Genomic DNA, 26,264 nt, shown 5'->3' with positions numbered 1-26,264 from the left:
GTTGGAATTATGCGAACGTTGTTGTTGTAGTTAAGTCATCTTGCATTCGAATTTATTTTGATATTCACGATTGGAGATCAACATGGTTGCCAAGGCACTCGAACGTCCGACGCTGGTGCTGAATCGCAACTGGCAGCCGGTGAACGTAGCTACGGTTGGCCGGGCGCTGGTGCTGCTGTGGAACGAGTCGGCGCGTGTGGTCGACCCAGAAAACTACCAGACCTACACCTGGGCTGATTGGTCGCAATTGCGTGTGCGCGAAGGCGATCCGTTCATCCAGGCGATTCGAATGCGGCTACGGACGCCGGAGGTGATCGTGCTGGCCGATTACGATCGGCTGCCGAGCGCTGCCGTGAGCTTCAGTCGCCGCAACCTGTTCAAGCGGGACCATTGGACCTGCCAGTATTGCGGTGTACAACCAGGCGCCGACGAGCTGACGATCGACCACGTTGTGCCGCGGTCGCAGGGCGGCACTTCGACTTGGGAAAACTGCGTCTTGGCGTGCGTGACTTGCAACAAGCGCAAGGCCGACCGCACACCGCAGCAGTCCAATTTGAAGCTACGGCATACGCCGGTTCGTCCATTGTGGAAGCCGATGTATGCCCGGCACACGGTGCGCATTGAAAGCTGGTCGAAATTCGTCAGCGAGGCGTACTGGAACGTCAAGCTGGAAGAGTGAACCAAGCCCGGGAGCGAAAGCTCCTGGGCTTCACACGAGTGTGCTCCTGGGAGGGCAAGCGGCCTCCAAAGCCGTCACATGGGGTTCGAATCCTCACGCTCGTGCTGGAAAAAATGCCGACGTGGCTCGATTGAGAAAGGCGCCGGTCCCGTAAACCGGTCAATGCTGGTGCGAATCCAGTCGTCGGCTCTGTGACATCCCGATAGTGTAGCGGATCGCATTGGACTCTCCGAAGGTCCAGGTCCTGGTTCGACTCCAGGTCGGGATACTGCACAGCGAATGCGCCTTGCGAGTGTGACGGATAGCACGGCAGCGTTCGAAGCTGCAAGACGGGGTTCAATTCCTCGGCGAGGTACTGAACGGGAGCAATATTTATGAACACTGCGTACGAAAAGCTGCTGTCGCGCATGAAGCAATTGCAAATCGGCCATTGGTCCAACGATGAGCAACAAGCAATTTGCGTGGATTTTCCTGGAATTGTCGGTTCCTATCGTGTGTTTGCGAGGATTAATAACGAAGTCGGTCAATTCCAGGCAACAGGCCAATTGCGGTTGTGTGTTTCTAAAGGTTGTCAGTCAGGAGTGGTTGAAAGCATCCGTCTTGTTAACTCTGCACTTCCTTGTGGCGGATTCGAGATGAACTTTGAGACTTCAGAGTTGCGGTTTGAAACCGCCGAGACTTTGCTTGGAGATCGACTTGAGAATGAAACTGTCGATCGCTTGATTGGAATGACGCGAGAAGCATTCGATATTTATCTTCCAGCTATTTTATCCGTAATTTATGGCAACGAATTGCCTAGTGACGCACTTCAGCAAGTTGAAGCGTTGAGAATCAAATAAAGATTGTCCTCGGGGTGTGCCGGATTTGCATGCGACCCCGCGAAGGTCGAGGACCAGGTTCGATTCCTGGCGAGGACACTGCGGATTCTTTGTCTCGGGATGATTTTCTAAGGAGGTGTCCCATGCACAGGCACGATTTTGACGATCAACCATTTTTTTCGAACGGATGAGCAAACGACGGAAAGGTTTCCCGTCCGAGCAAAAAGTCAAACGCGGTGTCCGCATCGTACACAACACGAAGCTGCTCGAAGAGAAGCTCGGTCGAAATGACTTGTGTCCCTGTGGTAGCGGCAAGCGATTCAAAAAATGCTGCCTGAAGAAAGGCTCGTTTCGACGGCGCTAATCGTAATCACTACTTTTAGAGACTGAATTTGGTTGCTCGCTTCGGCGGGCAACTTTTGACGCTGGAGCCAGACGGCACGGCAACTGCCTGCAAAGCAGTTCGAAGTGGGTTCGACTCCCACCGGCGTCTTCATCAACGAAGACAGAAAGGAATTACAAGCAAAGTTGGCGCAGCTAGGCCAGCGGCGCGATTCGTCTCGCGAAAACGATTGGCGAAACGTGTTCCGCGAATGGGTTCTAACGAAGGCTGTGTGCGACTACCACTTGGTTAGCTCAGAGGTTAGAGCACCAGACCATGAATCTGGCTGTCGCGGGTTCGACTCCCGTACCAAACCGCGAGTGCAAACTCGCTCCGGGCGTGAAAGCGTCCACCACCAAGGCCCAACGGCGTCGGACGGTTGTTTGATCGGCTGGCAGTTCGGTGTGTTCATCAGGTGACGAGGAATTTCGATGGGCTGATCTTCGGGTCGGCAGTTGGGTGACCTGGTTGCCGAAGTGAGCCGCTGGCTATCAGCAGCACGTGCTCGTGCCCTGTAGTGCGCGGATACCGCCGGTAATTGACGTTAGCAGAGGATCGCAGACGCGGGTTTGCTGATTCGAGCGTGCAAGCGCTCGACAGTAAATCGTGCCCTACGCTCTGAGCTGAAATCAATTCCGACTTAACCGCACTCCGCATCGAGCCGTGTGATCGGCAATTCGCTCCGTCGCCAGCGGGTTTTTTGAAATCAGGCGAACGACGCATCCATTGATATTGTCAGTCGGTACAGCAGCAAGAATGAAAGGCGGTGAACTATGAACACTCCAATTCTTAAGTATGTTAATATCCGCAGCTACGAAATCGGTCTGTACTTCCGCAACCGGGAGTTCAAGGGCCTGCTGGCGCGCGGTCGCCACTGGCTGTTCGACCCGTGGAGCAAGGTCCGCGTCGAGGTTGTCTCGATGCGTGAGCCGTGGCTCGTGCACGAGAAGCTCGATGTGATCGTCAAGTCGGGTGCGCTGCAGGACCGCGCGGTGGTTTTGGACCTGAAGGATTATGAGCGGGCCTTGGTGTGGATCGAAGGTCGCTTCAGCCACATCCTGCCGCCGGGCTTGTATGCCTACTGGACGACACTGCGCGCCGTGAAGGTCGAAGTGATCGATGCCCGCAAGGTGCGTTTCGTACACACGGACTTGCGCGTCATCATGCGCTCGACTGCGGTCGACCGCGTGCTGGAAATTGGCACGGTTGAGCCACACCATGTGGGCGTGCTGTTCGTCGACGGCGATTTCGTCGAAACGTTGCCGCCGGGTCGTTACGCTTTTTGGAAGAACTTGGCCACGGTCAAGTTTGTTCAGGAAGATATGCGCGAGGCGATGTTTGACGTGGCTGGCCAGGACATCATGACCGCCGATAAGGTGACGCTGCGGATGAACGCTGTCGTGACCTACCGCGTGGTCGATGCCCGGCAGGCCGTCAGCGTGGCCGACGACGTGCGGCAGGCGCTGTACCGCGAGGTGCAGTTAGCGCTCCGCGCCGTGGTCGGTGCCCGCGAACTCGATTCGTTCTTGACCGATAAGGATGCGGTGGCTAATGAACTGGCTGAAATCGTCCGCCCGCGCGCCAAGTCGCTTGGTCTGGAACTGATTTCGGTCGGCATCCGCGACATCATCCTGCCGGGCGAGATGAAAGACCTGATGAACAAGGTGACGGAGGCCAAGAAGGCTGCCGAAGCCAACCTCATCGTCCGTCGCGAGGAAACGGCCGCCATGCGCAGCCAGGTCAACACGGCGAAGCTGCTCCAGGACAACCCGACGCTCATGCGTTTGCGCGAGCTGGAAGTACTGGAGAAGATTGCTGCCACGTCGAAGCTGAACGTCCTGCTCGGCGAAAAGGGCCTTGCCGACCGCGTGGTCAATTTGTTGTAGTCGAGATAGCCCGTGATGCTGGAGGTTCCGGCTCACGGGCTCTTTGCTAAGGTCAATCAAACGCCGTGTTCAATAGCCGACAGAATCCAAGGATACGTATACGTTTAACCCGACCAAGTATTGGGTTGAATACCGAGTTCGGTGTTGACGGCGGCTATGAAAGCGAGCAGTGCTAATCCGTTGATCTTTTGCAGCACATCAGACAATTCGTCCCCGTCATCGAGATGTTCGGCATAGCTGTTCATAAAATCACCGATGAAACCAAGCACCTCGAATGCTGCGGCAGCGCTTGGCATTGAACTCTTAGGCTTGCAGGTGAGAAACAGCGACTCAAGTGTGTGATTTAATTCGTCCACAGAAAAGTCTCGTTCAGTCGCTTCTTTCAAGACTTCCTCATAGTCACTGCGTCCGCTCGCTGGACCACCAAGATTAGCCATCGTGAGGAACATATTCAGGTAGAGCTTTCCTCTTCCACTACGGCTGATTTCCTGAATGCAGCTTTGCAGATAATCGAAGCACTTCTGATCCTCGATAATGTCAGACACCTGCCGCTGTCCCCATTCTTCTTTGGTGAACGGCGGTGGTAGCGATAGTCGCATGACAAATCCTGGTTGAGGGCGGTCCACGGGACCATTTTGCATGATGGCATCAAAGTCCTCATCCGTCAGGCGGCGCCGCGCTGCTTTCGTTCCCGTTCTAATCTCGTATTCATCAATGGCGGCCTCCCACTCAGCAATCTCGCAATCAGGCAGCTTATTCTCATTGTGGTGATTGAGCAGCAAACCATTGGTTTTTTCATAGGCATAGATCAGAGCCGGATCCACGTTGCCTTTTTTCATGGCTTCAACGGTCCAGTGCTCAATATGTTCAAAGGGCGGTGCACCTTCAAATGCGCCTTCCGGCTCTCGGCCGAAGGCTCGCCTTTGGTGCTCTCGGAGTTTTTCAAGTGATTCCCTGACATCGTCCGACAATTCCACGCTTCGTCCAATCGTGCCGTCGTCCATTTCTACCCACTCGAAGTCTTTGCGGATGCAGCAGTGTTTGTATTTCTTACCGCTGCCGCACGGGCATGGCGCATTACGTGATAGTTTTTCCGCCATAAATTTCATCCCAACGCAATGCAGATGAGTGGGGAGAGTTTTAGAACGAGCAAAGTGGTGAAGCTTTATAGTTTAATTCGAGCCAGTAAAAAAACATGCTTTGTTCGCAAAGAATCCGTTCGGACTTGGTGCAGCCAACTTAAGAATCCAGTGCGGTCAGCACCCCGGCTATCGCCTTGAAATCCAAAAGATCGGCCGGATAGATTCGCACTATCCGGCCGATTCTCTTATGTCGTAATCACGCTGCAATCGGGAAGATCGCATCAAATGCCACTAAAGATTTGTTGCGCGATCAATTTCAACTCACCTTCTTTTAGCCCAGCATCGCCCGTCATCTCTATAAAGTGCTGGTCGCTGCTAACGGGACTAGCTTGGATTTTTATCCCGGAGAAGAATTGAATTAACCGAGTGTGATATGTTTCTAGGTTTTTCGGGCTGTCTTGGAACAAATCGGGCCAGCGATTCAACAGGAGCGATGCTGCAAGATAGAATTTCTGAACCGTAGTATCATCGTCGCAGGTCGCGCGAATTTTAATGCCCGTCTCTCGGCTCTTTTCGGTGCAGTCCCAGCCTAAGGCGTAGTACTTGGCCTCATCCACAAGTGGCAAGACCTGTTCGGGGCATTCTTGTTGATGGCGATTAGGTTCGGGTAGTTTTGACCAGCCGTCTTTGGTGTGGTCAAAAACGAAAGTGATCAAACCACCTTCGACCCCGCGCCAGGTTGATTCCCAAGCATAGGGTTCTGTTCGAGGTTTGTCGTCGAAAAACAGTTTGTTTGACTCCTCGGCGTCTTCCGGTTTGTAATCGCAGGCCCAAACAACGGTTCTGTCGTCAGGAAATCGTAGCCGGAAACCAGAGGGACCCAGAAATGTGATTTTCGGCATGTGGACATATTGATGCCCCTCAAACGTTTCCAGCGTTGATCCGGGGACGCTATCTAAAACGATCTGCTGCCAATTCGCAGCATGCGCCATGCGGATATACATGTAGCCTGCACCCAGCATCAAGGTGCCGTGCGGCCCATCCTTATCTGGCACTTTTTTGTCAGACTGATTCTGGTCGGGAGTGGCAGCTTTAATCGTCACGGTCGTACAGAATGCAATCCACTCGACTTGCCGCAGATCGACCGAGGTGTTTTTTTTGGTCCACCCGCGCAGAGCGTTGGTCAACTGCGAGTTGTACCCATCGACTAGCGGCGCAATATCAGGATGGCGTAATATTTCGCCTAAGCGAATCAGAGCAGCACCTTCATCAGCGTGTTGCAGAATTGATAGATCAAATGGGCTGCGGACAAACAGTGGTTCGACTTGTTGATCGACTGCCGACTTCACTTTTGCAGAATCAGCATCCGATGCGGAACGATCGGACTTCGATGTCTGCGTAGCGCTCGGGGTTGCATTGGGGAGCGATGCAATTCGGGGAGATTGTGAATTTGCTTTTGGCTTGTCGGCCAGAGATATTGAACTGTAGAGCAATGCGGTAGCCAGAGTAATAACAACAATCATGAGCGTGGCGCATGTCGTCACGAGTGACGTGTGGTGATGGCGGACAGAACCTTCCTTAGTTCGCAACATTTGAAGCCTCCTTGCAAGGTAATCGGATGAGTTGGGCATGAGTGATGCCGGGCAGTCCAGAAACGAGTCATGAAATCGTAAAGCCAATTTTGCCAAACCGCGAATGTAGGTTTGGCTGTTCGTTTGCAAATGGCTGGCCAAATTATCAGCGGCGTATTCCTGATCGATGGCCAGCCGCCGAGCCGTCGCTTTGACTAACGGATGATAGCAGTGAAGGGCTACACAAAACTGGGAAATCAATCGTTGTAAAAAATCATGCCGTCGGATGTGGGCCACTTCGTGAGCCAAAACTGCAGCCAGTTCATCGTGCAACCACAGTCTCCAGGCAGTCGGAAACAGGATCACTGGCTTCAGAAACCCAAACGTGGCGGCGCTGTTTAATTCGGTGCTTTCTCGTAGTTCAATTTTGCGCCGGTAATTGCAACGAGTTTGAAACTCCTCCAACAGTCTAGCGACACCCTCGTCTGCAATGACGATGCTTTTTTTGTACAACCGATGCACGTGATACAGCGCTGCTGAGAACCGCAGCAGGTTGATGGCGATGCCGAAAAGTAAGATTGCAATGAAAACATTTAGGAAGATTCGTGGCGCAGCATCGACGGTGGTTATTGAAGTGGTAACGCTGTTGCTGATGCGATGCAGCCAAGTCACGGGAATGGACAAGCCGCTTGCAGTCGTTTTAACGGTAGTTTCCGATCCCGAGGTACGAGATGGGAAGGTCGCAGTGGCCTCAGGAGGTTTTGCGAATTTGGAGAATGTTTGGTCTGCTTGCGGCAGAGCACTGCTTGAAATTGGCCCAATGTACGGCAGGGGCAGAAATGTCAGCACGGTCACCAACAGAACGCAGCCCAAACCAACCCCGCCGACGCCTGCTCGGCTGGCGATGAAACGACTTGGAACACAGGATCGCACCAGCAGCACTCCAACGACCACTACCGAAGCGTGCAGCAGTGAAAAAACCAGGTCAATGCTCAGTGAATTCATGTTTCTGACTCCTCGTCGAGTATTTCTCGCAACAGAACACGCTCTTTGGCCGTCAGTCGCCGTCGCTTCAACACATTCAGCAATAATTGCTCGCGCGAACCTTTGAACACGCGGCGGACAAGATCATGTACCAAACTGTCCGAAACATCATCGAACGACCTTGCCGCACGATAAGTAAACGGCCGTTCCTGATTCGTCTTGATTAAGAATCCCTTGTCTTCCACGATTCGCACCAGGTTGGCGACCGTCACATAGGCTAGGTCTAGGCCTCGCTTTGCCAGTTGGTCACGAGCTTCGGATGCAGTCAACTCACCGTTTTGCCAAAACGCCTGCAAGACTTCCAATTCGCGATGAGTGAGTTCCTTTGCAGCGGGTCGGGCCATGAGGCGGTTCTCCTAAAACATTGATTTCATCGCTGAATTGACACGCTAATTTGGTTTAGCAAATTCGGATAACCAAATACCATGCAACGTTCCTCTTCGTCAAGGCGAGTTTCTCGCCATGATTTACGACAGGTCCGATTGGGCAAGCGATTTATTCTCAAAACTATTAAGCGCCGGGTGGCATTGCTGTCCCCACGGTGTGTCGTGGTAACGCGGTCGTTTTCATGGGCTTTTTCCGTTTGGTTTTCACCTGCCTTCGTCGGCATTCATCGTCGGGGCTCGCCCCGCTGAGGCCGAAGGCCCTTGGCCCCGACGAGGAAGGCCAGAGAAGGCCTGCAATGAGTCCCTCCCCTGCTCCCTCCAGTCCGAGCTGCCTTTGTTGGCCGATTTTGAGGGGTTTTGGCCCCTAATCGTTTCTCGTTCCCTCCTGCCAAATTGCGTGGTAAGATTATGTAGGTAGATATTAATATGGTACGACATAATCTAACTAACGATGCCGGGCAAAAACGGGAGCAAATTCTCACGCTCGCCCGTAAAAATGGGCTTCTGCGCCCCCGGGACCTGGAACCTCTGGGGATTGCCCCCGAGTACCTGAACAAGCTCTATGTGGAAGGCATCCTGGAACGACCCGGACGCGGACTGTATCGCCTGGCGAAGGCCAAATCAGGCCGCTTCGCGCAGCTCGCCGAAGTTGCCAAACGCACGCCGCAGGCTGTGGTCTGCCTGCTGTCAGCGCTGGCCTTTCACGGCCTGACCACAGAAAACCCGCATGAAATCTGGCTGGCGATTCCCAAAAAATCTCGTCCGCCGAAAATTGAGTATCCGCCCCTGCGCATTGTGCGATATGCTGATGCAGCGCAGCGGTTCGGCATCCAGGTCCATCCGCTTGACGGCGTGCAGGTGAAGATTTACTCTCCCGCCAAGACGGTGGCCGACTGCTTCAAATTCCGCAACCAAGTGGGACTGGATGTGGCGCTGGAAGCGCTGCGCGATTGCTGGCGTAAAAAGCTGGCCACCGGCGACGAGCTGTGGAAGGCTGCTAAAGTTTGCCGCATGACGCATGTCATCCGCCCCTACATGGAAGCTGTCATTTGAAATCCGGTCAGCCGAAAAGCAAGTTACCAGATTGTGTCCAAGCCGGATTCACACAGTAGCGATTGATAACGAGTTCGATTTTGCCAGCGCTTTGCAGTTGTTATGAGACACGGCGAATTCGGAAGCAATCCACTTATCGGACCAAGTGAATTGGTGTCCTAATGCTATGCAAAATCAATCGTGATTGCGCTAACAACCTAGTTCCCTGTGTGGCATTTGCATCGCCAAAGCGTGGGTTTTGCATGGCAAAAAGCTGGGGAACTAGGATTTGAAGCGGCCAAAAAATGAACGACTGCGCGTTGTACTTGCAGGACATTTGGGTAGCAGTTCGCGTCCCCGGAATGGTTTATATCAGGTCCGGGACCGATTTTCTATTGCGGTTGCAGGGCGACTATGGGGAGCTTGTGTAGCCCATTCTGCGTCAACTTTGCGTCAACTGTTTCGGCACCGAATCTGAACTGATCAGACACTGAATTTGAGTTCTTCACCCGCCGCATTTGGGTTGCGTGGCAACCATCAATTGTTTGTATCGCCTGCGCATCCATAATTAAGCCTAAATCGTCGTCTGATTCGATGAATTAGCACCGTTCGGGCAATAGCGACTTTAATCGCCAAGTCGTATCTAACCTGGATCAACAACTAAATTTCAAACGCTTTTGGACAACGGAAAGCGGTCTCGGCCGAACGGTGCGGCTGGCCTCTTGACTCTTAATTATAGACTGTCTAGTATTACGGCGTGACTACGATCCATGGCGACAAATTGCGCGGTCATTTGGAAGCGATGATCCTGTCGGCGCTCGAACGTGGTGACGCCCACGGACTGGAAATCCTGCACCGATTAGAGGCCGCTGGCTGTGGATTGCTGCAGCTCAAAGAGGGCTCGCTCTATCCGGCTTTATACCGGCTTGAATCCGCTGGCGACGTGCAGGCAGTTTGGGAAAAAGAGCAACACGGACGTCGCGGCGCGCGGCGCAGAATCTATCGGCTGACTACTAAGGGCAAGCGGCAATTGAGCGCGGGTCGAGCGGAGTGGCGACAATTTGTGCAGGTTTTGGGAACGATATTGGGAGGATTGACATGATCAAGATCCGCTTGTTTCGTGAGTCGATCCGTTGGATCGTGATGTTGTTATTGTTTCCGATTCAACTGCCGATTGAGGTGATCCGTGCAGAAGAACCCGTAAAAACTGCCAAAGAATCATCAAATCAGGTAGCTTCAGATCCCCAACGGCAGCATGTGATATCCATCGATCCAAAGCTGCTGGACACTTATGTCGGGCAATATGAGTTAGGCCCGAATGCGATTCTTGTGCTCGACCGCGAACGACAGCACCTTTTCGCTCAGATTACAGGCCAGCCGCGGTTGGAAGTCTTTCCCGAAAGCGAAACGAAATTTTTTTGGAAGATCGTTGAGGCGCACTTCACCATCCAGCAGGATGAGAAAGGGCAAGTTATCGGCCTGGTCCTTGGGCAAGGCGCCGACAAGCTAACCGCCAAGAAAATTTCGAAGGCGATCCTGCCTGAGGAAGATTTCAGGGAACCCAGCGAGTCGTTGAAGAGTCCTCACCTGGCGGCCTTGGCAAAGGAGTTAAAGAACGGCGATCACGTCGTGGTCGAGCAGTTTTGGAAAAATCTGCAGGAGAAAGCGCCGCTGATTGAGCCTATTCCCGACGACCCGCATGATTCTTGGGTGACGTTTGTTTGGCGCGGCAATGATAAAACACATCGTGTCGGCCTCAGCGGCGGTCTACCCACAGGCGAGAAGGACAAGCCTCTTGCCCATTTAGACGGTTCCGACATTTGGTATCGAACCGAACGGATTCCGAATGATGCTCGGTTCGCATATTCATTTCAAATTAACTGGCCTACGAATCTGCCAGAAGACCAACTAAGTCAGTTCAAACTGATGCTGCGATTGGTACCCAAACTCGATCCCTTGAATCCGCATGAGGTGACGATCCAGTCGAGCTTGAAATCGCTACTGGAAATGCCCGCAGCCCCCCACCAACCGTGGCTCGAACGAATTCCCGAAGTGCCTGAGGGGCAATTGGCGGAACGGAAGTTTCAAAGCGAAATCCTAAAACAGCAGCGCGTGTTGACGGTCTACACTCCTGCGAAACCCGACAGCGACGCAAAGAAGCCTGGGCTGCTTATTTTGTTTGATGGGCCGTCTTATGAATCAAGCGATGAGATCCCGGGACCGACAATTCTCGATAACCTGATCGACAAGGGCAAAATTCCACCGCTGGTGGCGGTATTCGTGACACACGCTTCACAAAATCGCGCAACAGAGTTGGCTTGCTCGGAACCGTTTGCCGACTTTATCGCTAAGGAATTGGTCCCCTGGTTGCAAAGCACGTATCACGTTAGTGCCGATCCAAAAAACACGATCATAGGAGGTCTGAGCCAGGGAGGGCTGATGGGGGCATTCTGTGCACTTCGTTACCCGGAGGTATTCGGTAACGTGTTATCACAATCCGGGTCCTATCAATGGTTTCCCGGTGCCCTTGGGGAATCGATTCCACCTGGCGCGGAACCGGGTTGGCTGACGCGCCAATATGCGATGGCGCCGCAGCAGCCGATTCGGTTCTATCTTGAAGCGGGGCGGTTCGAAGACAGTTTTCCTTTCAGCTTGCTCGCTGAAAACCGTCGTTTTCGGGATGTCCTAGAGGCCAAGGGATACGCCGTGCAGTATTCCGAATTCAGCGGCGGACACGATTATCAAACGTGGCGCGGGACTCTTGCCGATGGACTCATCGCGCTGACGGCTAAGCCAGCGCAAAACTGATCATCTTAATTGATTGAATAAAGACCCTATTACAGACCAATTCGCGAGACGAGTTGCTAGGAGCAAAACGAGATGGCTAACAACTTTTCAGAAGCAGCAAAGAAGGTTCTGGGCCGGGCTGAACTCGAAGCGCGTGATTTACATCACGAATACGTCGGCACGGAACACATCCTCTTAGGGCTTATTCAAATAGGCTCTGCCATTGTAATCGACGCCTTCAAGACATTGGGCATCGCTGCAGCTGAGGTTCGGCAAGAGATCGAACGGCTCGCCCAACGCGGTCCGAAACGCATCGCTACCGGCGCGCTCCCTATGACGACCCGGGCACAACGCGCCATCGAATTCGCCTGCGACGAGGCCGCTTTCATGAACGTTCCGTCCATCGACCCCGAGCATCTGCTTCTAGGGCTATATCGCGAGCGGGAAGGCGTGGCCCCTCGAGTTTTGCAAAACCTGGGTCAGCATATTGGTCAGGTCATCGAGGGAGTATTTCGCAATTTTCGGGAACGAATGCAATTGGTGGAACGCGCCGTTGGCCCCGTGCCGGCAGGCACTGCTTGGAAACAGGACGCACGTGAGGAACTGTTCGCGCATTTAACGGCAATCTATAGCGAAGAGTACGAACGACTGCACAATCCAGCGGCGGCGATGAAAGAAGCGGCCAGCCGCTTCGGTGATCCGTCAGAATTGGCCCAGGAATTGGCAGCAGTTTTGCCCGTGTCCGAGCGCCGCAGGCGCTACGTCGAAAACTGGTTCGGCTGGCGCGCGCCGGAATCAGCCGCGCAATTTATGTTTCGTCAGTCGCTACAGTCATTCATCATCCTGGCCGTCGTGTGTTTCGTCAGCATTGGGGCCACAGCATACTTCTCTGGTTGGCGAGGAGTATCGTGGGAAATTGTTCGGACCACGGCGGCAGTCCTAACATTTATGCCGACGGTTCAATTTGTGCTTGGTCTGCTTTACTATAAAACGCGTGATGCTCTGTACGGACCGATTTGGAGTTCCAAATCACTGAGCCGAGTAATTTTGTGCATTTTGTTGATCATAGCTGTCACTTTCATCGGTGGCATCAGCTTCGTCGCAACGACAACGTGGAACTGCGCCAGAGTTGCCCAGTCGCTGTTGCCGATGTGCGCAATCGCCTTAGTTGTCGCCGCAACGGAGTATGAATTGGCGCAATATCGCGGGCTGAGGGAGATTCGTGAAACTTTATGGGCGTGTTTGAACACGAAATGATTTTCTTTCTATTTCCAGCCAAATATAAATTTATGCATCGCTTAACCAACGCACTGGATAATCTGTCATTGACGGCCTCTCGTGTATGCCCGATAGGCCTTTCGGAACGGAACAGGGTGCAAAGGCACGACCATTCGTATCTTAATGGAATGGTTGCCCCCACTGCGGGCCAACTTCGTGCGCTTGTAATGCTTCAGGATATAGGAATCCATGGGCGCTTAATGTCTCCGTAATCTGGCTAGATGATTACAAGTCAGGCCGCAGAAAGCACTTTCAAACCACGCGTTATGGGAGGTCGAGATGAAGCGAGTCACTGGCATCGGCGGCATCTTCTTCAAGGCTAAAGACGCGCCTGCGTTGCAGGCCTGGTACAAGCGTCACCTCGGCATCGACGTGCAGGAATGGGGAGGTGCAGCCTTCAACTGGACCGATGCGGAGGGCAAACCCACCGCTGGGACCACTGCCTGGTTGATTGATCCTACGGAAAGCAACCACTTCGCTCCAAGCAAGGCATCCTTTATGGTCAACTATCGTGTCGAAGACCTTCACGGTCTTGTCAAGGTTCTTAAAGAAGAGGGCTGCAACGTCCTCGACAAGATTGACGAATCTGAATACGGTACGTTTGCCTGGGTCATCGATCCCGAGGAGAATAAGATCGAGTTGTGGCAACCGCCTCCCGGCCAATAAAGAAGGCGAATTGCTAAGCCGAGCCGTTTCGCGCGGCTCGCCGAGGTCGCCAAACGAACGCCGCAAGGAGTGGTCCGCCTGCTGGGCGCTGGCCTTTCACGAGATGACCACGGAAAACCCGCATCAGATCTGGCTGGCAATCCCCAAAAAAACTCGCCCGCCGAAAATCGAGTATCCGCCACTGCGGATTGTGCGATATGCTGATGCGGCGCAGCGCTTCGGCATTCAAGCCCATCGGATTGACGGTGTAGACGTGAAGATTTACTCTCCCGCCAAGACGGTGGCCGACTGTTTCAAATTCCGCAACCAAGTGGGACTGGATGTGGCACTGGAAGCGCTGCGTGACTGCTGGCGCAAAAAGCTGGCCAGCAGCGACGAACTTTGGAAGGCTGCCAAAGTGTGCCGCATGACGAACGTAATCCGTCCCTATATGGAAGCTGTGATTTGAAATCCGGAGAGTACAAAAACAATCAGCCAGATTGTGTTCTAGCCGGATTCACACAGAGTAGCGATTGATAACGAGGTCGATTTTACCAGCGTTTTGCAGTTGTTAAGAGACACTTCGGAAGCAATCCACTTATCGGACCGAGTGAATTGGTGTCCTAATGCCATGCAAACTCTATAGTGATTGCGTTGACAACCTAGTTCCCTGTGTGGCATTTGTGTCGCCAAAGCATGGGTTTTGTGTGGCAAAAAGCTGGGGAACTAGGATTTGAACCTAGACTAAATGGTCCAGAGCCATTCGTGCTACCGTTACACTATTCCCCAGAATCTCCGATTCAGGGCAGTTAAGCGTAAAGCGGCCGTCGGGGTGCGTCAATAGAATTGCCACCATTGCCTTCGCTGCCGCCGGTTGACGCTCCCGGTGAAGCCTTCGTAAAATCGAGGATCGCGCGGCAAGATGGGTTCGCGGGTGATCTTGGCTGCGGCAAACTGTTTGCACCGCGCCCTAGTCCTTACGGTGCCTGCCACCTTGTGGGCTCTTATGGCCATTTTGGAATATTTGAATGGCGATCGCACCGGTCAGCAGCTGACCCTGCCTGAGCAAAAATCTATTTTGGGCCGGCATCCAGAGTGTGATATCGTGCTCGATCAGGGAGCCGTCAGCCGACAACATGCGCAAATCTCGTACATCGACGGCGAGTATGTCATCGAAGATCTTCGCAGTCGCAACGGCACCTTGGTAAACGGCCAATTGGTGCAAGCGCCGCAGCCGCTGCACGACGGCGATGAGTTGAAAATCTGCGATCATACGCTGGCGTTCCACTCGGACAATGCGCCCGCTCGGGCGGCGGTCGGCGCCGGTGCGGCGGGGGACGGGGCGGCGCTGGAAGCCAGCCCGTTTGAAGTCACGGAAGATAATGCCCAGGTGAGCCGCAGCAGCACGGTGATGTGGAAGATCGACCTGACTTCCAGCGCCGATACCGCGCGGCTGACGGTGAACCCGGAAACCAAATTGCGGGCTTTGATCGAGATCACGCAGAATCTCAGCCAGGCGACGGCCTTGGAACAAATTTTGCCGAAGGTGCTGGACAGTTTGTTCAACATTTTTGCGCAGGCCGATCGGGGTTTTGTGGTCCTGTGCACGGCCGAAGGCCGGTTGATTCCCAAAGCGTTTAAGCAGCGCAAGGGAAAAGAAGAGGAAGGCGCCCGGATGAGCCGGACCATTATTAACGAGGTGGTCAAGCAGCGGCATGCCATTCTTTCGGCCGATGCCGCCAGCGACGCGCGCTTTGAGCTGAGCCAAAGCATTGCCGATTTCCGCATCCGCTCCATGATGTGTGCGCCGCTGGTCACCGGCGAGGGGAACGTGCTGGGGGTGATTCAAATCGACACGCTCGATCAACGGGCCCGTTTTACCAACGACGATTTGGACGTGCTGGCCAGCGTGGCTTCGCAGGCGGCGTTCGCGATTGAGAATGCTCGACTGCACGAACGGCAACTGCAACAGCAAAAAGTGCAGGCCGATTTGAACGCCGCCCGACAAGTGCAAAAAAGCCTGCTGCCCACTGCGCCGCCGATGGTGGAGGGTTATCAGTTTTTCGATTTCTATGAAGCGGCCAACGAAGTCGGCGGCGATTTTTACGATTATGTGCCGCTGCGAGACGGCCGCGTGGCGGTGGTGCTGGCCGACGTTTCCGGCAAAGGCGTGGCCGCCGCGTTGGTGATGGCCAAGCTGTCCGCCGAGGTTCGATACTCTCTCGCCAGCGAGCCCACGGCCGCCGAGGCGGTGAACCGGATCAACGAAAGTTTTTGTAGCGCCGGCTGGGAAGGCCGCTTTGCCACGTTTGTGCTGGCACTGTTGGACCCAAAAACGAATATGGTCACCCTTGTCAACGCAGGGCACATGCCGCCGTTTGTGCGACACGGCGTTGGCAAAGTTGAAGAAGTGGCTCCGGAGATTTCCGGTCTTCCTTTGGGAGTTACCGATGGCTTCACGTATGACGCCGCCGAGCTGACCTTAGCCCCCGGCGAAGTCATTACACTGTTTACTGACGGCATTAGCGAAGCTCTGAATCCCGACAACGAGCTGTACACCCTGGAGCGGCTGAAAGCGCAAGAAGAAAAGGACGCCGAAAACGCTGCCACGCTGGGTCGTACGATCTTAGACGACGTGAAGCGGCACGCCAACAATCGGGCTCAAAGTGACGACATGTGCCTAGTGGTTTTCGGCCGCGATGCGTAACATTCTCGTCTGCCGGCTGGTGTAAATTTTGTGAATGGGGTGGCTGTCCTCAGCCGCAGAGACAGCGGCCACTCTATCCGTCACGCCTTCCAGAGATGCACTGCTACCCCATGGTCAGCACGACACGGAACCGAGCCTTCCCGCTGATCATCCGGTCGTAACCTTCGGCCGCGCGATCGAACGGCAACACTTCGTTCATCGACCGCACGCCGCTACGGGCGCTAAAGGACAGAGTATCTTGCGAATCGATCGAAGTGCCGCTGTACCAGCCTTTAACCGACCGGCAGCCCGTCAACAGAAATATTGGCGACACTTCCATCGACGAGTCCGCTCCAATCACCAGGATCGTGCCGTTCATGGCCAACCCATAGGTGATGGCGCTCATTGCTTCGCCGCTGGTCACGGTAGCCAAAATCGCTTTGGCGCCGCCCAGTTTCTGCAGTTCCGCCGCGGCATCGCCGGCTGCGCTGTCAATGTAAATCGCCGCACCCAATTTTTTGGCCAGCGGTTCCTTGTCTTTTCCCCTCGCAATGGCCACGGTGCGAAAACCCATCTTCGCGGCGTATTGCACGCCTAAATGTCCCAGCCCGCCCAGGCCGAAAACGGCCACGACGTCGCCGCCCCGCGCGCCGCTGTTTCGTAGTGCGTTGAAAGTCGTCACGCCAGCGCACATCAAGGGCGCAGCCTCGACGGGCGATAAATCATTTGGCATCAGCGCGACCGAACTGGCGGGCGCGACCATGTATTCGGCGTATCCGCCGTCGTGCGAAATGCCGGTGGTTTTGAGATTGCTGCAGGCAAAAAATTCGCCGCGGCGGCAGAAATCGCAGTAGCCGCAGTTACCGCCGAACCAACCCACGCCCACGCGCTGCCCCTTCTGCCATGCGGCCACCCCCTGCCCTACGGCATCGATGACGCCCGCCACTTCATGACCGGGCACGCGTGGGTAGGGAATGTTCGGAAACGATCCTTCTTTCACAATGCTATCGCTGTGACAGATGCCGCAGGCTTGCACTTTGATCCGGACCCAGCCGGCGGCGGGTTCCGGAATGGGCCGTTCGACTAATTCGAAAGGACCCTTCGGACGCGAAACTTGCGCCACGCGCATGGTAGCCATGAAGCTCTCCTTCGCTGGTTTGCATAGGTGTAGGTGATTTTTCTGTCCGCCTCTTAAGCCGATTCCAATCAGCATCCGCCTAATTCTGCCCGTTAGCAACCCACCCCGTTATCTGAGTGCAAGAATGTGCACCCAAACCCGAACGGTTTTCTGACTTTTCTTGATTATTTGCCGCGGCTTGGTCCAACCGGGCCGGCATAGCTAGAATAGAAATTGGGAGTTCGCAATCGGCTGCTCCCGCTGCCTTTGTTCTGCCGTTGTGCTCGCGGTTTTTCAGGCCGCGAAGGTGTTTTTCACGTGTCTGTTGCGTTCGAACATCCCTGGTATCTGACGCTGCTGCTATTTGCGCCCGTCTTGTGGGCGTTGGGCTATCGCAGTTTGGCCAGTTTTGGCGGCTTGCGGCGAGCGGTCATCCTGACACTCCGCACCGCCGTATTCGTGCTAATTGTCCTGGCGCTTGCGCAAATGCAAAATGTGCGCACCAGCGACCGTTTGACGGTGTTATATTTGCTGGATCAATCGATCAGCATCCCGGAAACTCAGCGGATCGCAATGTCGGAGTATGTGAATCAATCGATCGCGCAGCATCGCAGCGCGCAGCGGCAAGATCGGGCCGGGGTGATCATGTTCGCCAAAGAGCCGGCCGTCGAAAATCCACCCGTCGACGAAAACCTCCGCCTGACTAACCACGCAGAAACGTCGCTTGACGGTAGTTACACTAATCTGGCCGGCGCTATGCGTTTGGCCATGGCCACGCTGCCGGCCGATTCCGCTGGCCGCGTCGTCATCGTCACCGATGGCAACGAAAACCTGGGCAACGCAGCCGAGGAAGCCCGGCAACTGGCCGCCCACGGCATGGGGATCGACGTGGTTCCCATTCGTTACCAGGCGCGGTCGGAAATCGCGGTCGAAAAGCTGTCGCTACCGGCTGAAATTCAAATTGGCGTGCCGTTCGAACTGCACGTGGTGTTGGCAAATCTGGCGTCCGACATGCCCGAGGCCAAATCTATCCCGGCCCACGTGCAGATTTTTCGGAAGTCCGACGGCGACGAACAGCAGTTGATCGATCAACCCATCGAACTCCCGCCTGGCAAGCGGGTGTTCAGCCTGCGCGAAAAAATCGACGTCGCCAATTCTTACACGTACACGGCCCGCTTGGTGCCCGACAATCCCGCGGACGATTACTTGAAGGAAAACAATGTTGCTACTGCCTTCACGCAGGTGCGGGGCCAGGGGCGGGTGCTGTTTATTGTGGATGCGCTGCGGCCGGACGATTTCCGCCCGCTGATCGAGCGCCTGCAGCACGAAAAGCTGGAAGTGCGGGTAATGACCACGGACGACCTGTTCGCATCGCTGGGCCAATTGCAGGCGTTCGACACCGTCATTTTGGCCGACGTGCCGCGGGAAGATTTCACTGATTCGCAAATTAAAATGCTGGTGACCAACACACAACAATTGGGAGCGGGGCTGATTATGCTGGGCGGTCCCAACAGTTTCGGCGCCGGCGGTTGGGCTCATACCGAACTGGAAGAGGCGCTGCCCGTCGATTGCCAGGTGAAAGACCCCAAGGTGCGGCCGGTGAATGCGGTGGCTTTGGTAATTGATCGATCGGGCTCGATGACCGGCGAAAAGCTGGCCATGGCAAAAGCCGCCGCCGGCGCTTCGGTCGACATGTTGTCCGACTCCGATTATGTCACCGTCATTGCGTTCGACGCGGTCGCCTTCCCGGTGGTGCCATTGGTTCGCAAAGGCGATTCGCAAACCATCAAATCGCGGATCGATGAATTGGGCGCCGACGGCGGCACCAACATGCAGCCGGCCATTATGATGGCACACGAACAGTTGCAGCACGCCGCCGATGCCACGGTTCGGCACATGGTGATTATGACCGACGGCGAGACCGAGGGCAGCGATTATCCACAACTCATCCAGCAGTTGCACCAGGAAAAAATCACCACCTCAACCGTGGCCCTGGGCGCCGATGCCGACTTTGCACTGCTGGAGCAAATGGCCCACGCCGGTGGCGGACGCTACTACAATGCAAAGGTGCCCCGTGTGCTGCCTCGCATTTTTCAACAAGAAACACGACTTGTAACCCGGCCGCTGGTTTTCGAGCGCGAGTCGGGCTTGCAGCCGCAAATCAAATTTCCGCACGAAATTCTCAAAGGCATCGCGACGCCGCCACCGCCCATCACGGGTTTTGTATTGACCACGCGGAAAGAAAACCCGTTGGTCGAAGTGCCGCTGGTTTCGCCGCTGCCGGTCGAAGACGAAAACCGCAGCCTGTTGGCGACGTGGACGTACGGCCTGGGAAAAGTGGTGGCCTTCACCACCGATGCCGGGCACCGCTGGGCCAGTCGTTGGACCGATTGGTCCGATTACGACAAACTATTTAGCCAAATGGTCCGCTGGTCGTTGCGTCCGGCGGGTAATCAGGGACAGTATGTGATCGATTCGGAAGTCCGCGATGGCAAACTGCGGCTGACGATCAACGCCTTCGATCAGAACGACAATTATCTGAATTTTCTTACGCCTAGCGGCAGTGTCATCGGGCCCGACATGCGGTCGCACGCGGTGCAGCTTCGCCAGACTGCGCCGGGCCGCTACGTGGGCGAAGTGAATGTGCCCGACGCCGGCAGTTACTTTTTCACGCTCACGCCGTCGCCGGGGTCGGCGCCGATATTGAGCGGAGTCAACGTCCCCTACTCTTCCGAATTTCTCGACCGGCAATCGAACGACCATTTCCTGGCCGAACTGGCGGGCATCACGCCCGCCGGAGGCCGGCCGGGACGAGTGATCCAGGATGAAGACCACTACGGCCTTCCCGGTTTGCTCTCGGCCGACGTGTTTCGGCACGATTTGCGTCCGGCCGTCAGCAGCCAAGATGCGTGGCCGCAGTTGCTGTTATGGGCCAGTTACGTTTTCCTGTGCGACATTATTGTGCGGCGAGTCCGATTTAATTTCGGCTGGCTCGTGCGGCTTCCCCAGCGTATTCGCAACCGTTTTCTGCGGCGCCAGACGCCGGCGGTGATAGAAACGATTGCCCGGTTGCGCAGCCGCAAGGCGGCGGTTGTAGAATCAGTGGGATCGCAGAAATCGTCCTTGCGCTGGGAACCCGTGGCTGACGGTCATGAGTTTTCAAGAGGCTCGACTACCGCCCTGCTCGAGGCGACGACGATGAATGAAGACAAGGCACTGGAGAAACCACCCATGGCTGCCGCGGCCGGTGAGGAAGCTGCTTCGGAAGAGTACACCACGCGTTTGCTCAAAGCCAAACAGCAAATCAGCCGGCAACTTGACAGGCACTGAAAGCGCCGCGAACATAAGGGCCGGCTCCGTCGATGCGGTAATGCCAACGGCTGTGTCCTTGGGGGATGCCAATGCACCATCGCAAGCTCTGGTCGATTGCGCTCGCCCTTTATGCGCTCTACAGTTGCCGAAGTGCCATTGCGCAGACCAAATCGGATTTTCCCCACGCGCATTGGGCCGGAATCAACTTTCCAACCGGCTGGTCGCTGTTGAGAGAGGGGGAAGCCGCGGGAACTATCGAGCAAGATGCGAAGCATCCGCAGCGCACCAGCCCACATCTGTTGCACATCAGCGTTACCAAAACCGCGGACTCCGGCAAAGGCCGCGCCGGCGCGACCAACAGCACGCCCATCGACGTTTACGACGACCACTGGTACGACATCAGCTTTTCCGCCGTCACGGAGGGCGGCTCGATCGGCCTGGTTTTTTCGCTCGAAACAGCGGAGGGCAAAGTTCTGGCACGAACCACGCTGCCGGAAATTGGCCACAGCGAACGAGATAACCCCGACACACCGGCTGAGGCCGCGGCCAGCCCCTGGCGGAATTACACGGTTAGTCTTCATGCCCGCGGGACCGATTCCCACGCGCATTTGGTCATTACTCCCATCGAGCCGACTTCGATTTGGCTGGACGATTTAAAGCTGACACCGCGAACCGTAACACCGTCGTCTGCCAAATAATGGAGCGCGCATGAAATTCCGGTGGCAATTGTTTGCCGTGGGTGCGGTTGGATTTATGACGGCCTATGCCGCGGTGGTCATGTTTGCGCAAAATCCGTCGGATTCGAATCCATCGGCTTCGAAACCGGCAGTTTCGAATCCGGCGGCGCCTTCCACGGATGAACAGCAAGAAATGTTGCGGCGCGATGGGAACCGCGGCATTCGGGTTCATGATCCATCCACCATCGTCAAATGCAAAGATGAATTTTGGGTCTTTGCCACGGGAACCAACACGCCGTCGTTTCATTCCAAGGATTTAGAACATTGGATCCGTGGTCCGCGAGCCAACGCCAATCCTCCGGCTTGGGTCAAGCAAGCGATTCCGCGCAACCGCGGCAACGATTTTTGGGCGCCCGACATCATTCACGTGGGCGATAAGTACCTGCTGTTCTTTGCCGCGTCGAGTTTTGGAAAAAACACTTCGGCGATCGGCGTGGCCACGAATCCAACGCTTGATCCTTCGGATCCCGCTTACCATTGGACCGACGGTGGCATCGTCGTGCAATCGAAAGAAACCGACGATTTTAATGCCCTTGATCCGGCCGCCTTTTTGGATCAAGACGGGAAGCTGTGGCTGTCATTTGGTTCTTTTTGGAGCGGCATCAAGCTCATCGAGTTGGACCCCGCCACCGGCTTGCGCATTTCGCCCGACTCGCCGATGGTTTCGTTGGCGCACTGGGATTCCATCGAGGCGCCGTACATTTATTTTCACGACGGCCGCTATTACCTGTTTGTGAACCAGGGACTGTGTTGCCGCGGAGTCAACAGCACGTATCGCATTTGCATCGGCCGGGCCGATAAAGTTACCGGGCCGTACCTCGACAAAGACGGGAAAGACATGTTGCTTACCGGTGGCACGATTCTGCTCGATCGTGACGGACCGTTCATTGGTCCCGGTCACGCGGGAATCATCGAAGATCAGGGCAAATATTGGTTCAGTTGCCACTTTTACGACGGCACCGATCGCGGCGTCAGCAAGTTGAGCGTCCGCCCACTTACTTGGGGCGCCGACGGTTGGCCAGTGGTGGGCAAGCTGGACGAGGCACAGTAACGGCAAAGCAGTCGTGCGGCAGCGGGTGAAAAGGCAAAGAGAAACAGCGCGTTGAGCTTCCGCTATTTTTTCAAAATGGTAAATAAGTTGCTGAACTTGTCGGTGAACAGAGGCACATCGTAGTCGGGCTGGAGATATTCTGCCAACAGCACGGGCGGCACGGCCGCCAAGAAATTTTGGTTGCGGGTGAGCATCATAAAATCGGTGCGGTAGAGCAGCTTTTCCGGCTCGTAGTCGGTCATGACCCGCGTCACGCCCAGGCCGTATTTTTTGGCGACGGCGTTGATGACCGGCGCCAGGTTGATGTACCGATTGGTAATGTTTACGACAATCACGCCGTCGGGATTGAGGTGTTTCAGATAGATGGCGAAAGCCTCGTCGGTGAGCAAATGCACGGGAGGAGCATCGCCGGTGAAGGCGTCCAATGCCAACACGTCGAAATGTTGCGGCTGGCCGGCGGCCAGTTCACGCTCTAATGCCAAGCGGGCGTCCGATAACACCACGTCGTATGGACAGAGGCAATCGCTTAAAAACGTAAAATAATGGTGGGCGATGTCGTTCACTTGCTCGTTGATTTCGTAAAACCGAACGTACTGCCCCGGCTTGGCATACGTGGCCACCACGCCCACGCCCATGCCTACAACGCCGAAACGAGCGCCGGGCAGATTTTGAAAGTACTTCAGGGTTTGGCCGATGCCGGTATGCTCCGCGAAATAGGAAATTGGAATGCGCCGCTTGTCCGGCGCCATGAACTGTCGTCCGTGCCGAGTCGTGCCGCTAACAAACGTGCGATGGTGCATGTCGGGATTGTCACGGTCGCTTTCCAAGACCGAAACGGTGCCGTAGAAATTCCTGGCCCGGTAAATGGCCTCGGAGCTGCCGCTGGCAGTTTCGATTAACCAATGGACACTTCCGAGTGCCGCAATTCCGACGGCCGCAAATGCCAGCCACTTTCCGAGATTGCGCGGAGGCGCGTTGCCGGCCCAGCGAAGGATGCCCTCAATCAAAACCGCTGCGGCCACGATCAGGCTGGCCCCGAGGGCTAAGGTCCATTCGAAATGGGTGCGGAAAATATGCGGCGCAATCAGGGTTACAAACACGCCTCCCAGGGCACCGCCGGCCGAAATCAGCAAATAAAATTCTGTTAAAAAGCGGGGCGCCGGGCGCAATCGGACCAACTGACCGTGACACACCAGGCAGGCGAAAAACATGGTGCTGAAATAGAGCGCCAGCTCATGCACAAACGTCATCCGAATTTGGAATAGATCGAACAGATCGTCCGCCGCGCCGGCAGATAAAATCAGTAGCGCTAGTGCCGCCACGCCCATCAGCATGGGCCGATACCAGCGTGGATGATCGAAGCAAATGATGAACGTCAACAAATACAACGATAGCGGCACGACCCATAAAAACGGAATCACGGCCACGTCTTGGCACACGTAATTGGTGGTGGCCAACAACATCAGCGATGCGCAAGCAGGCAGCGCGATCCACAGCATGCGCCGACCGACGGTGGGCCGTTGTGCAACAAGCGTTAAGCGATGGACGTCGGTCAGAGTGTCATGGGTCGCAAGGGCTGCCGCGCCAGCCGCGCCCGGTTCGGTTTGCGGCAACCGTAAAATCCACACGGCGCATGCGCCGCACAACGCCGCAAACAATCCGAAAGCCGCGGTCCACATTCCCGCCTGCGTGTCGGAGGCGAAGGCCGGTTCGAACACGAACGGAAAAGTTACCAGCGCCGCCAACGAGCCGGCGTTGGACAGCGCGTACAGCCGGTAAGGCGAGCGCCCCGGCCATGCCCGCGCAAACCAGGCTTGCACCAAGGGGCCCGTGGTCGAAAGCAAGAAATAGGGCATGCCGACTGTGGCCGCCAGAAGCCATAAAATGCGACCTGTGGGATGGCTGGGATCGAGCGGTTTCCAACTCACCGACGGCGCGATCGTGGGCAGTGCCAGTGCCAGGGCCAGTGCAATGAGCGAGAGATGCACCACGCCCTGCTTGCGTGGGGAAAAAAATCGCGTCAGTATATGGGCGTATGCGTACCCGCCGAACAGCGTCAATTGAAAAAACAACATGCAAGTTGTCCAAACCGCGGGGCTGCCGCCGAACCAGGGCAAAATGAACTTACTAATCAGCGGCTGCACCTGAAACAACAAAAAGGCGCTAACCAGAATGGTCAGCGCAAACATCAAACCCAGCCATTGAGGTCCGCCGCCGGTGACCAGCGGTTTTGTCTGCTCGTGAAAGATGGTAGGCAACCGGCGAACGGGCCCTTCCACTGGCGACGACCTCGCAGCCGAAACTGCGGTGGCCTTTGCTTCGGGTGAAGTCAATTCGGCGACATGGATGTCACTCTTAGGAGTCGCAGGAAGCGCAGGCATCGAAGGCGATGCCGGAAGAGAATCGACACTCATTGAGGTTTTATGGCGGGATAAGATGGTGGGAGGGAGCGTGAGAAAATGGCGGGGAAAGATGAGCAAATTCGATGCCGACCCTAAAAAATGCTCTAGCGGCGCTCTTCCGCCGCCCTTGTAGGCGGTATGCCAATCATCTCGCGCAGAAAATCAGCACATCTATCCGTCTCGTTTTTTCCGCACCTTTTACGACTCTCGGCCGATCCCCGGATTCGTTCAGTGCCGGAATAGCGCCAATAGAATCTCCAGGGCAATCAGCAAAATTACGGTGATCTCCAGCAGCTCTACCCGGACCGTGGACGATTGATCGCTGACCACTTGGTATGCTCCCTCGACGACATCCAGCGAGGCGCGAATGCTTTGTTCCCATTCGTTCAAATGGAAGCGAGCGGCGATCATACGATAGACCCGAGCTAAATACTGGTCGCCCACCATTTTGAGCGCATTGGTGGTGCGTTCGAATAAGTTAATGGCGTCAATTCGCAGTTCTCCCAATTGACGCAGGGGGCGGCTGTGGCTGCGCCAAAATGGCAACACGCGTTGGACGGTGCGATGAATGGTTGTGTACGCCGCCGCGAGCCGCTCGTCCAGCAAGTTGTCGATGTAGCGGTACTCCAGCAATTGCAAATTGGCGAACTCGATGGCCTGCAGCGTTTCTTCACAGTCTCGGTCGATCAATACCGAAGCTGACCAGGCGGCCAACAGCACGTCGCCGGGGGTGTAACTGATGCGCGATTGCAGGGCCGCTTCGATCTCGCTGGAGCTCAGCGGTTCCGATTCCAAACGCACCAGCCCTGCCAGCCAGCCGGCATGATTTTCCAATAGCGCCTCTGGTGGCGGAACGGCATCGCACGGCGGAATTTGGAACACGAAATATTCTTCCCCGAGCGGACTCCAGTCGGGGTCTTGGATTGCGGGCCGCAGCTTTTGGAACAGTTCCGCCGTTGCCGAGCGGGCGGTATCGACCAGCGATTGCGGATCGGCCAGTGCGCCTGCTAGCCGCGCCAATGCTGCAGCAGTTAGTGCGAAGGGAATTTGTAACGACACGCTGACGCCGCCGAAATCGAAGACAATCGCTTCGGCGGCAGTTTGAACCGCGTCTAATTCCGGCAGCGTGATGGGGGGCACGCGCAGCGGATACCGCAGCGGCGCCGGCCGATAACCAATGGAACTGGGCGTGCGCCGCCGCCGCGCCAACTCTTCGCTTTGTGTCGGCAACAACTGCCGCGCACGTTCCAAATTGATTTCGTCTCCCCAATCGAACGCCACGAATACGTGCAGCGTGCCGCGTAAGATCGATTCGTCGTTGAGCATCTTTTGAATATAGCGGGGATTAGCCGCGAATGCAGGCATTTGA

At 55.6% G+C, this 26,264-nt stretch carries 20 protein-coding genes and 4 tRNA genes; 17 read left to right on the top strand and 7 right to left on the bottom strand.

Annotated elements, in window-relative coordinates; all coding sequences use genetic code 11:
* Nucleotides 1-82 precede the first annotated feature (82 nt).
* From VMJ32_13510 to VMJ32_13480, 7 genes are all read left to right on the top strand, one after another.
* A complete protein-coding gene (locus VMJ32_13510) occupies nt 83-679 on the top strand; it encodes an HNH endonuclease (GenBank protein ID HTQ40036.1) in 597 nt (198 codons plus the stop codon).
* Nucleotides 680-713: 34 nt separating this feature from the next.
* Nucleotides 714-783, top strand: a tRNA-Trp gene (locus tag VMJ32_13505).
* 11 nt (nt 784-794) lie between these two features.
* Nucleotides 795-868, top strand: a tRNA-Thr gene (locus tag VMJ32_13500).
* Nucleotides 869-1,053: 185 nt separating this feature from the next.
* Entirely contained in the window at nt 1,054-1,518 is a 465-nt protein-coding gene (locus VMJ32_13495; GenBank protein HTQ40035.1) for a hypothetical protein, read from the top strand.
* Between the two features lie 166 nt (nt 1,519-1,684).
* Complete coding sequence (locus VMJ32_13490) at nt 1,685-1,861, top strand: SEC-C metal-binding domain-containing protein (protein HTQ40034.1); 177 nt, start codon at nt 1,685-1,687, stop codon at nt 1,859-1,861.
* A gap of 57 nt (nt 1,862-1,918) precedes the next feature.
* Nucleotides 1,919-1,990, top strand: a tRNA-Cys gene (locus VMJ32_13485).
* A 662-nt stretch (nt 1,991-2,652) separates the two neighbouring features.
* Nucleotides 2,653-3,765 carry a slipin family protein gene (locus VMJ32_13480; protein ID HTQ40033.1) on the top strand — a complete coding sequence of 371 codons (1,113 nt, stop codon included), beginning with the start codon at nt 2,653-2,655 and terminating at the stop codon, nt 3,763-3,765.
* A gap of 104 nt (nt 3,766-3,869) precedes the next feature.
* Here the strand turns inward: VMJ32_13480 and VMJ32_13475 are convergent, their stop codons facing one another.
* From VMJ32_13475 to VMJ32_13465, 3 genes are all read right to left on the bottom strand, one after another.
* The gene (locus VMJ32_13475) at nt 3,870-4,865 is read right to left on the bottom strand and encodes an SEC-C domain-containing protein (GenBank protein HTQ40032.1); all 996 of its coding nucleotides are present in this window, start codon (nt 4,863-4,865) and stop codon (nt 3,870-3,872) included.
* Between the two features lie 263 nt (nt 4,866-5,128).
* A complete protein-coding gene (locus VMJ32_13470) occupies nt 5,129-7,423 on the bottom strand; it encodes a M56 family metallopeptidase (protein ID HTQ40031.1) in 2,295 nt (764 codons plus the stop codon).
* Nucleotides 7,420-7,806 carry a BlaI/MecI/CopY family transcriptional regulator gene (locus VMJ32_13465; protein ID HTQ40030.1) on the bottom strand — a complete coding sequence of 129 codons (387 nt, stop codon included), beginning with the start codon at nt 7,804-7,806 and terminating at the stop codon, nt 7,420-7,422. The genes VMJ32_13470 and VMJ32_13465 overlap by 4 nt, the downstream gene beginning before the upstream one ends.
* A 468-nt stretch (nt 7,807-8,274) precedes the next feature.
* On the opposite strand from VMJ32_13465, the gene VMJ32_13460 reads away from it, so the two are divergent.
* The 6 genes from VMJ32_13460 to VMJ32_13435 all read left to right on the top strand — a co-directional run bounded on the left by VMJ32_13460 (nt 8,275) and on the right by VMJ32_13435 (nt 14,059).
* Complete coding sequence (locus VMJ32_13460; GenBank protein ID HTQ40029.1) at nt 8,275-8,901, top strand: type IV toxin-antitoxin system AbiEi family antitoxin domain-containing protein; 627 nt, start codon at nt 8,275-8,277, stop codon at nt 8,899-8,901.
* A gap of 736 nt (nt 8,902-9,637) precedes the next feature.
* Nucleotides 9,638-9,982, top strand: coding sequence for a helix-turn-helix transcriptional regulator (locus VMJ32_13455; protein ID HTQ40028.1), 345 nt, complete (start codon nt 9,638-9,640; stop codon nt 9,980-9,982).
* A complete protein-coding gene (locus VMJ32_13450) occupies nt 9,979-11,688 on the top strand; it encodes an alpha/beta hydrolase-fold protein (protein HTQ40027.1) in 1,710 nt (569 codons plus the stop codon). The genes VMJ32_13455 and VMJ32_13450 overlap by 4 nt, the downstream gene beginning before the upstream one ends.
* Nucleotides 11,689-11,760: 72 nt before the next feature.
* Nucleotides 11,761-12,924 (top strand): Clp protease N-terminal domain-containing protein, encoded by a 1,164-nt coding sequence (locus tag VMJ32_13445; protein ID HTQ40026.1) that lies wholly within the window; start codon nt 11,761-11,763, stop codon nt 12,922-12,924.
* Between the two features lie 300 nt (nt 12,925-13,224).
* The gene (locus VMJ32_13440; GenBank protein HTQ40025.1) at nt 13,225-13,611 is read left to right on the top strand and encodes a VOC family protein; all 387 of its coding nucleotides are present in this window, start codon (nt 13,225-13,227) and stop codon (nt 13,609-13,611) included.
* A 103-nt stretch (nt 13,612-13,714) separates the two neighbouring features.
* Complete coding sequence (locus VMJ32_13435) at nt 13,715-14,059, top strand: hypothetical protein (GenBank protein HTQ40024.1); 345 nt, start codon at nt 13,715-13,717, stop codon at nt 14,057-14,059.
* A 249-nt stretch (nt 14,060-14,308) separates the two neighbouring features.
* On the opposite strand, the gene VMJ32_13430 is transcribed toward VMJ32_13435, so the two are convergent.
* Nucleotides 14,309-14,379 (bottom strand) — tRNA-Gln (locus VMJ32_13430).
* Nucleotides 14,380-14,596: 217 nt separating this feature from the next.
* On the opposite strand from VMJ32_13430, the gene VMJ32_13425 reads away from it, so the two are divergent.
* Nucleotides 14,597-16,297, top strand: a complete 1,701-nt coding sequence (locus VMJ32_13425; protein HTQ40023.1) for a SpoIIE family protein phosphatase — start codon at nt 14,597-14,599, stop codon at nt 16,295-16,297.
* Nucleotides 16,298-16,400: 103 nt separating this feature from the next.
* On the opposite strand, the gene VMJ32_13420 is transcribed toward VMJ32_13425, so the two are convergent.
* Nucleotides 16,401-17,414, bottom strand: coding sequence for an alcohol dehydrogenase (locus VMJ32_13420; GenBank protein ID HTQ40022.1), 1,014 nt, complete (start codon nt 17,412-17,414; stop codon nt 16,401-16,403).
* A gap of 297 nt (nt 17,415-17,711) precedes the next feature.
* Here VMJ32_13420 and VMJ32_13415 point away from each other — a divergent pair, with 297 nt between their 5' ends.
* The 3 genes from VMJ32_13415 to VMJ32_13405 all read left to right on the top strand — a co-directional run bounded on the left by VMJ32_13415 (nt 17,712) and on the right by VMJ32_13405 (nt 22,493).
* Nucleotides 17,712-20,723, top strand: coding sequence for a VWA domain-containing protein (locus VMJ32_13415; protein HTQ40021.1), 3,012 nt, complete (start codon nt 17,712-17,714; stop codon nt 20,721-20,723).
* A 71-nt stretch (nt 20,724-20,794) separates the two neighbouring features.
* A complete protein-coding gene (locus VMJ32_13410) occupies nt 20,795-21,403 on the top strand; it encodes a hypothetical protein (GenBank protein ID HTQ40020.1) in 609 nt (202 codons plus the stop codon).
* Nucleotides 21,404-21,413: 10 nt separating this feature from the next.
* Nucleotides 21,414-22,493, top strand: coding sequence for an arabinan endo-1,5-alpha-L-arabinosidase (locus VMJ32_13405; protein ID HTQ40019.1), 1,080 nt, complete (start codon nt 21,414-21,416; stop codon nt 22,491-22,493).
* A gap of 62 nt (nt 22,494-22,555) precedes the next feature.
* On the opposite strand, the gene VMJ32_13400 is transcribed toward VMJ32_13405, so the two are convergent.
* Together VMJ32_13400 and VMJ32_13395 are read right to left on the bottom strand one after the other, a co-directional pair.
* A complete protein-coding gene (locus tag VMJ32_13400) occupies nt 22,556-24,874 on the bottom strand; it encodes a fused MFS/spermidine synthase (GenBank protein ID HTQ40018.1) in 2,319 nt (772 codons plus the stop codon).
* 249 nt (nt 24,875-25,123) lie between these two features.
* Entirely contained in the window at nt 25,124-26,260 is a 1,137-nt protein-coding gene (locus tag VMJ32_13395) for a hypothetical protein (GenBank protein HTQ40017.1), read from the bottom strand.
* Between the last annotated feature and the right edge of the window lie 4 nt (nt 26,261-26,264).

The sequence above is a fragment of the Pirellulales bacterium genome (assembly GCA_035499655.1).
Taxonomy (GTDB): domain Bacteria; phylum Planctomycetota; class Planctomycetia; order Pirellulales; family JADZDJ01; genus DATJYL01.
Note: the sequence above shows the minus strand (reverse complement) of the source record. Positions and strands in the feature narration are given on the sequence as shown.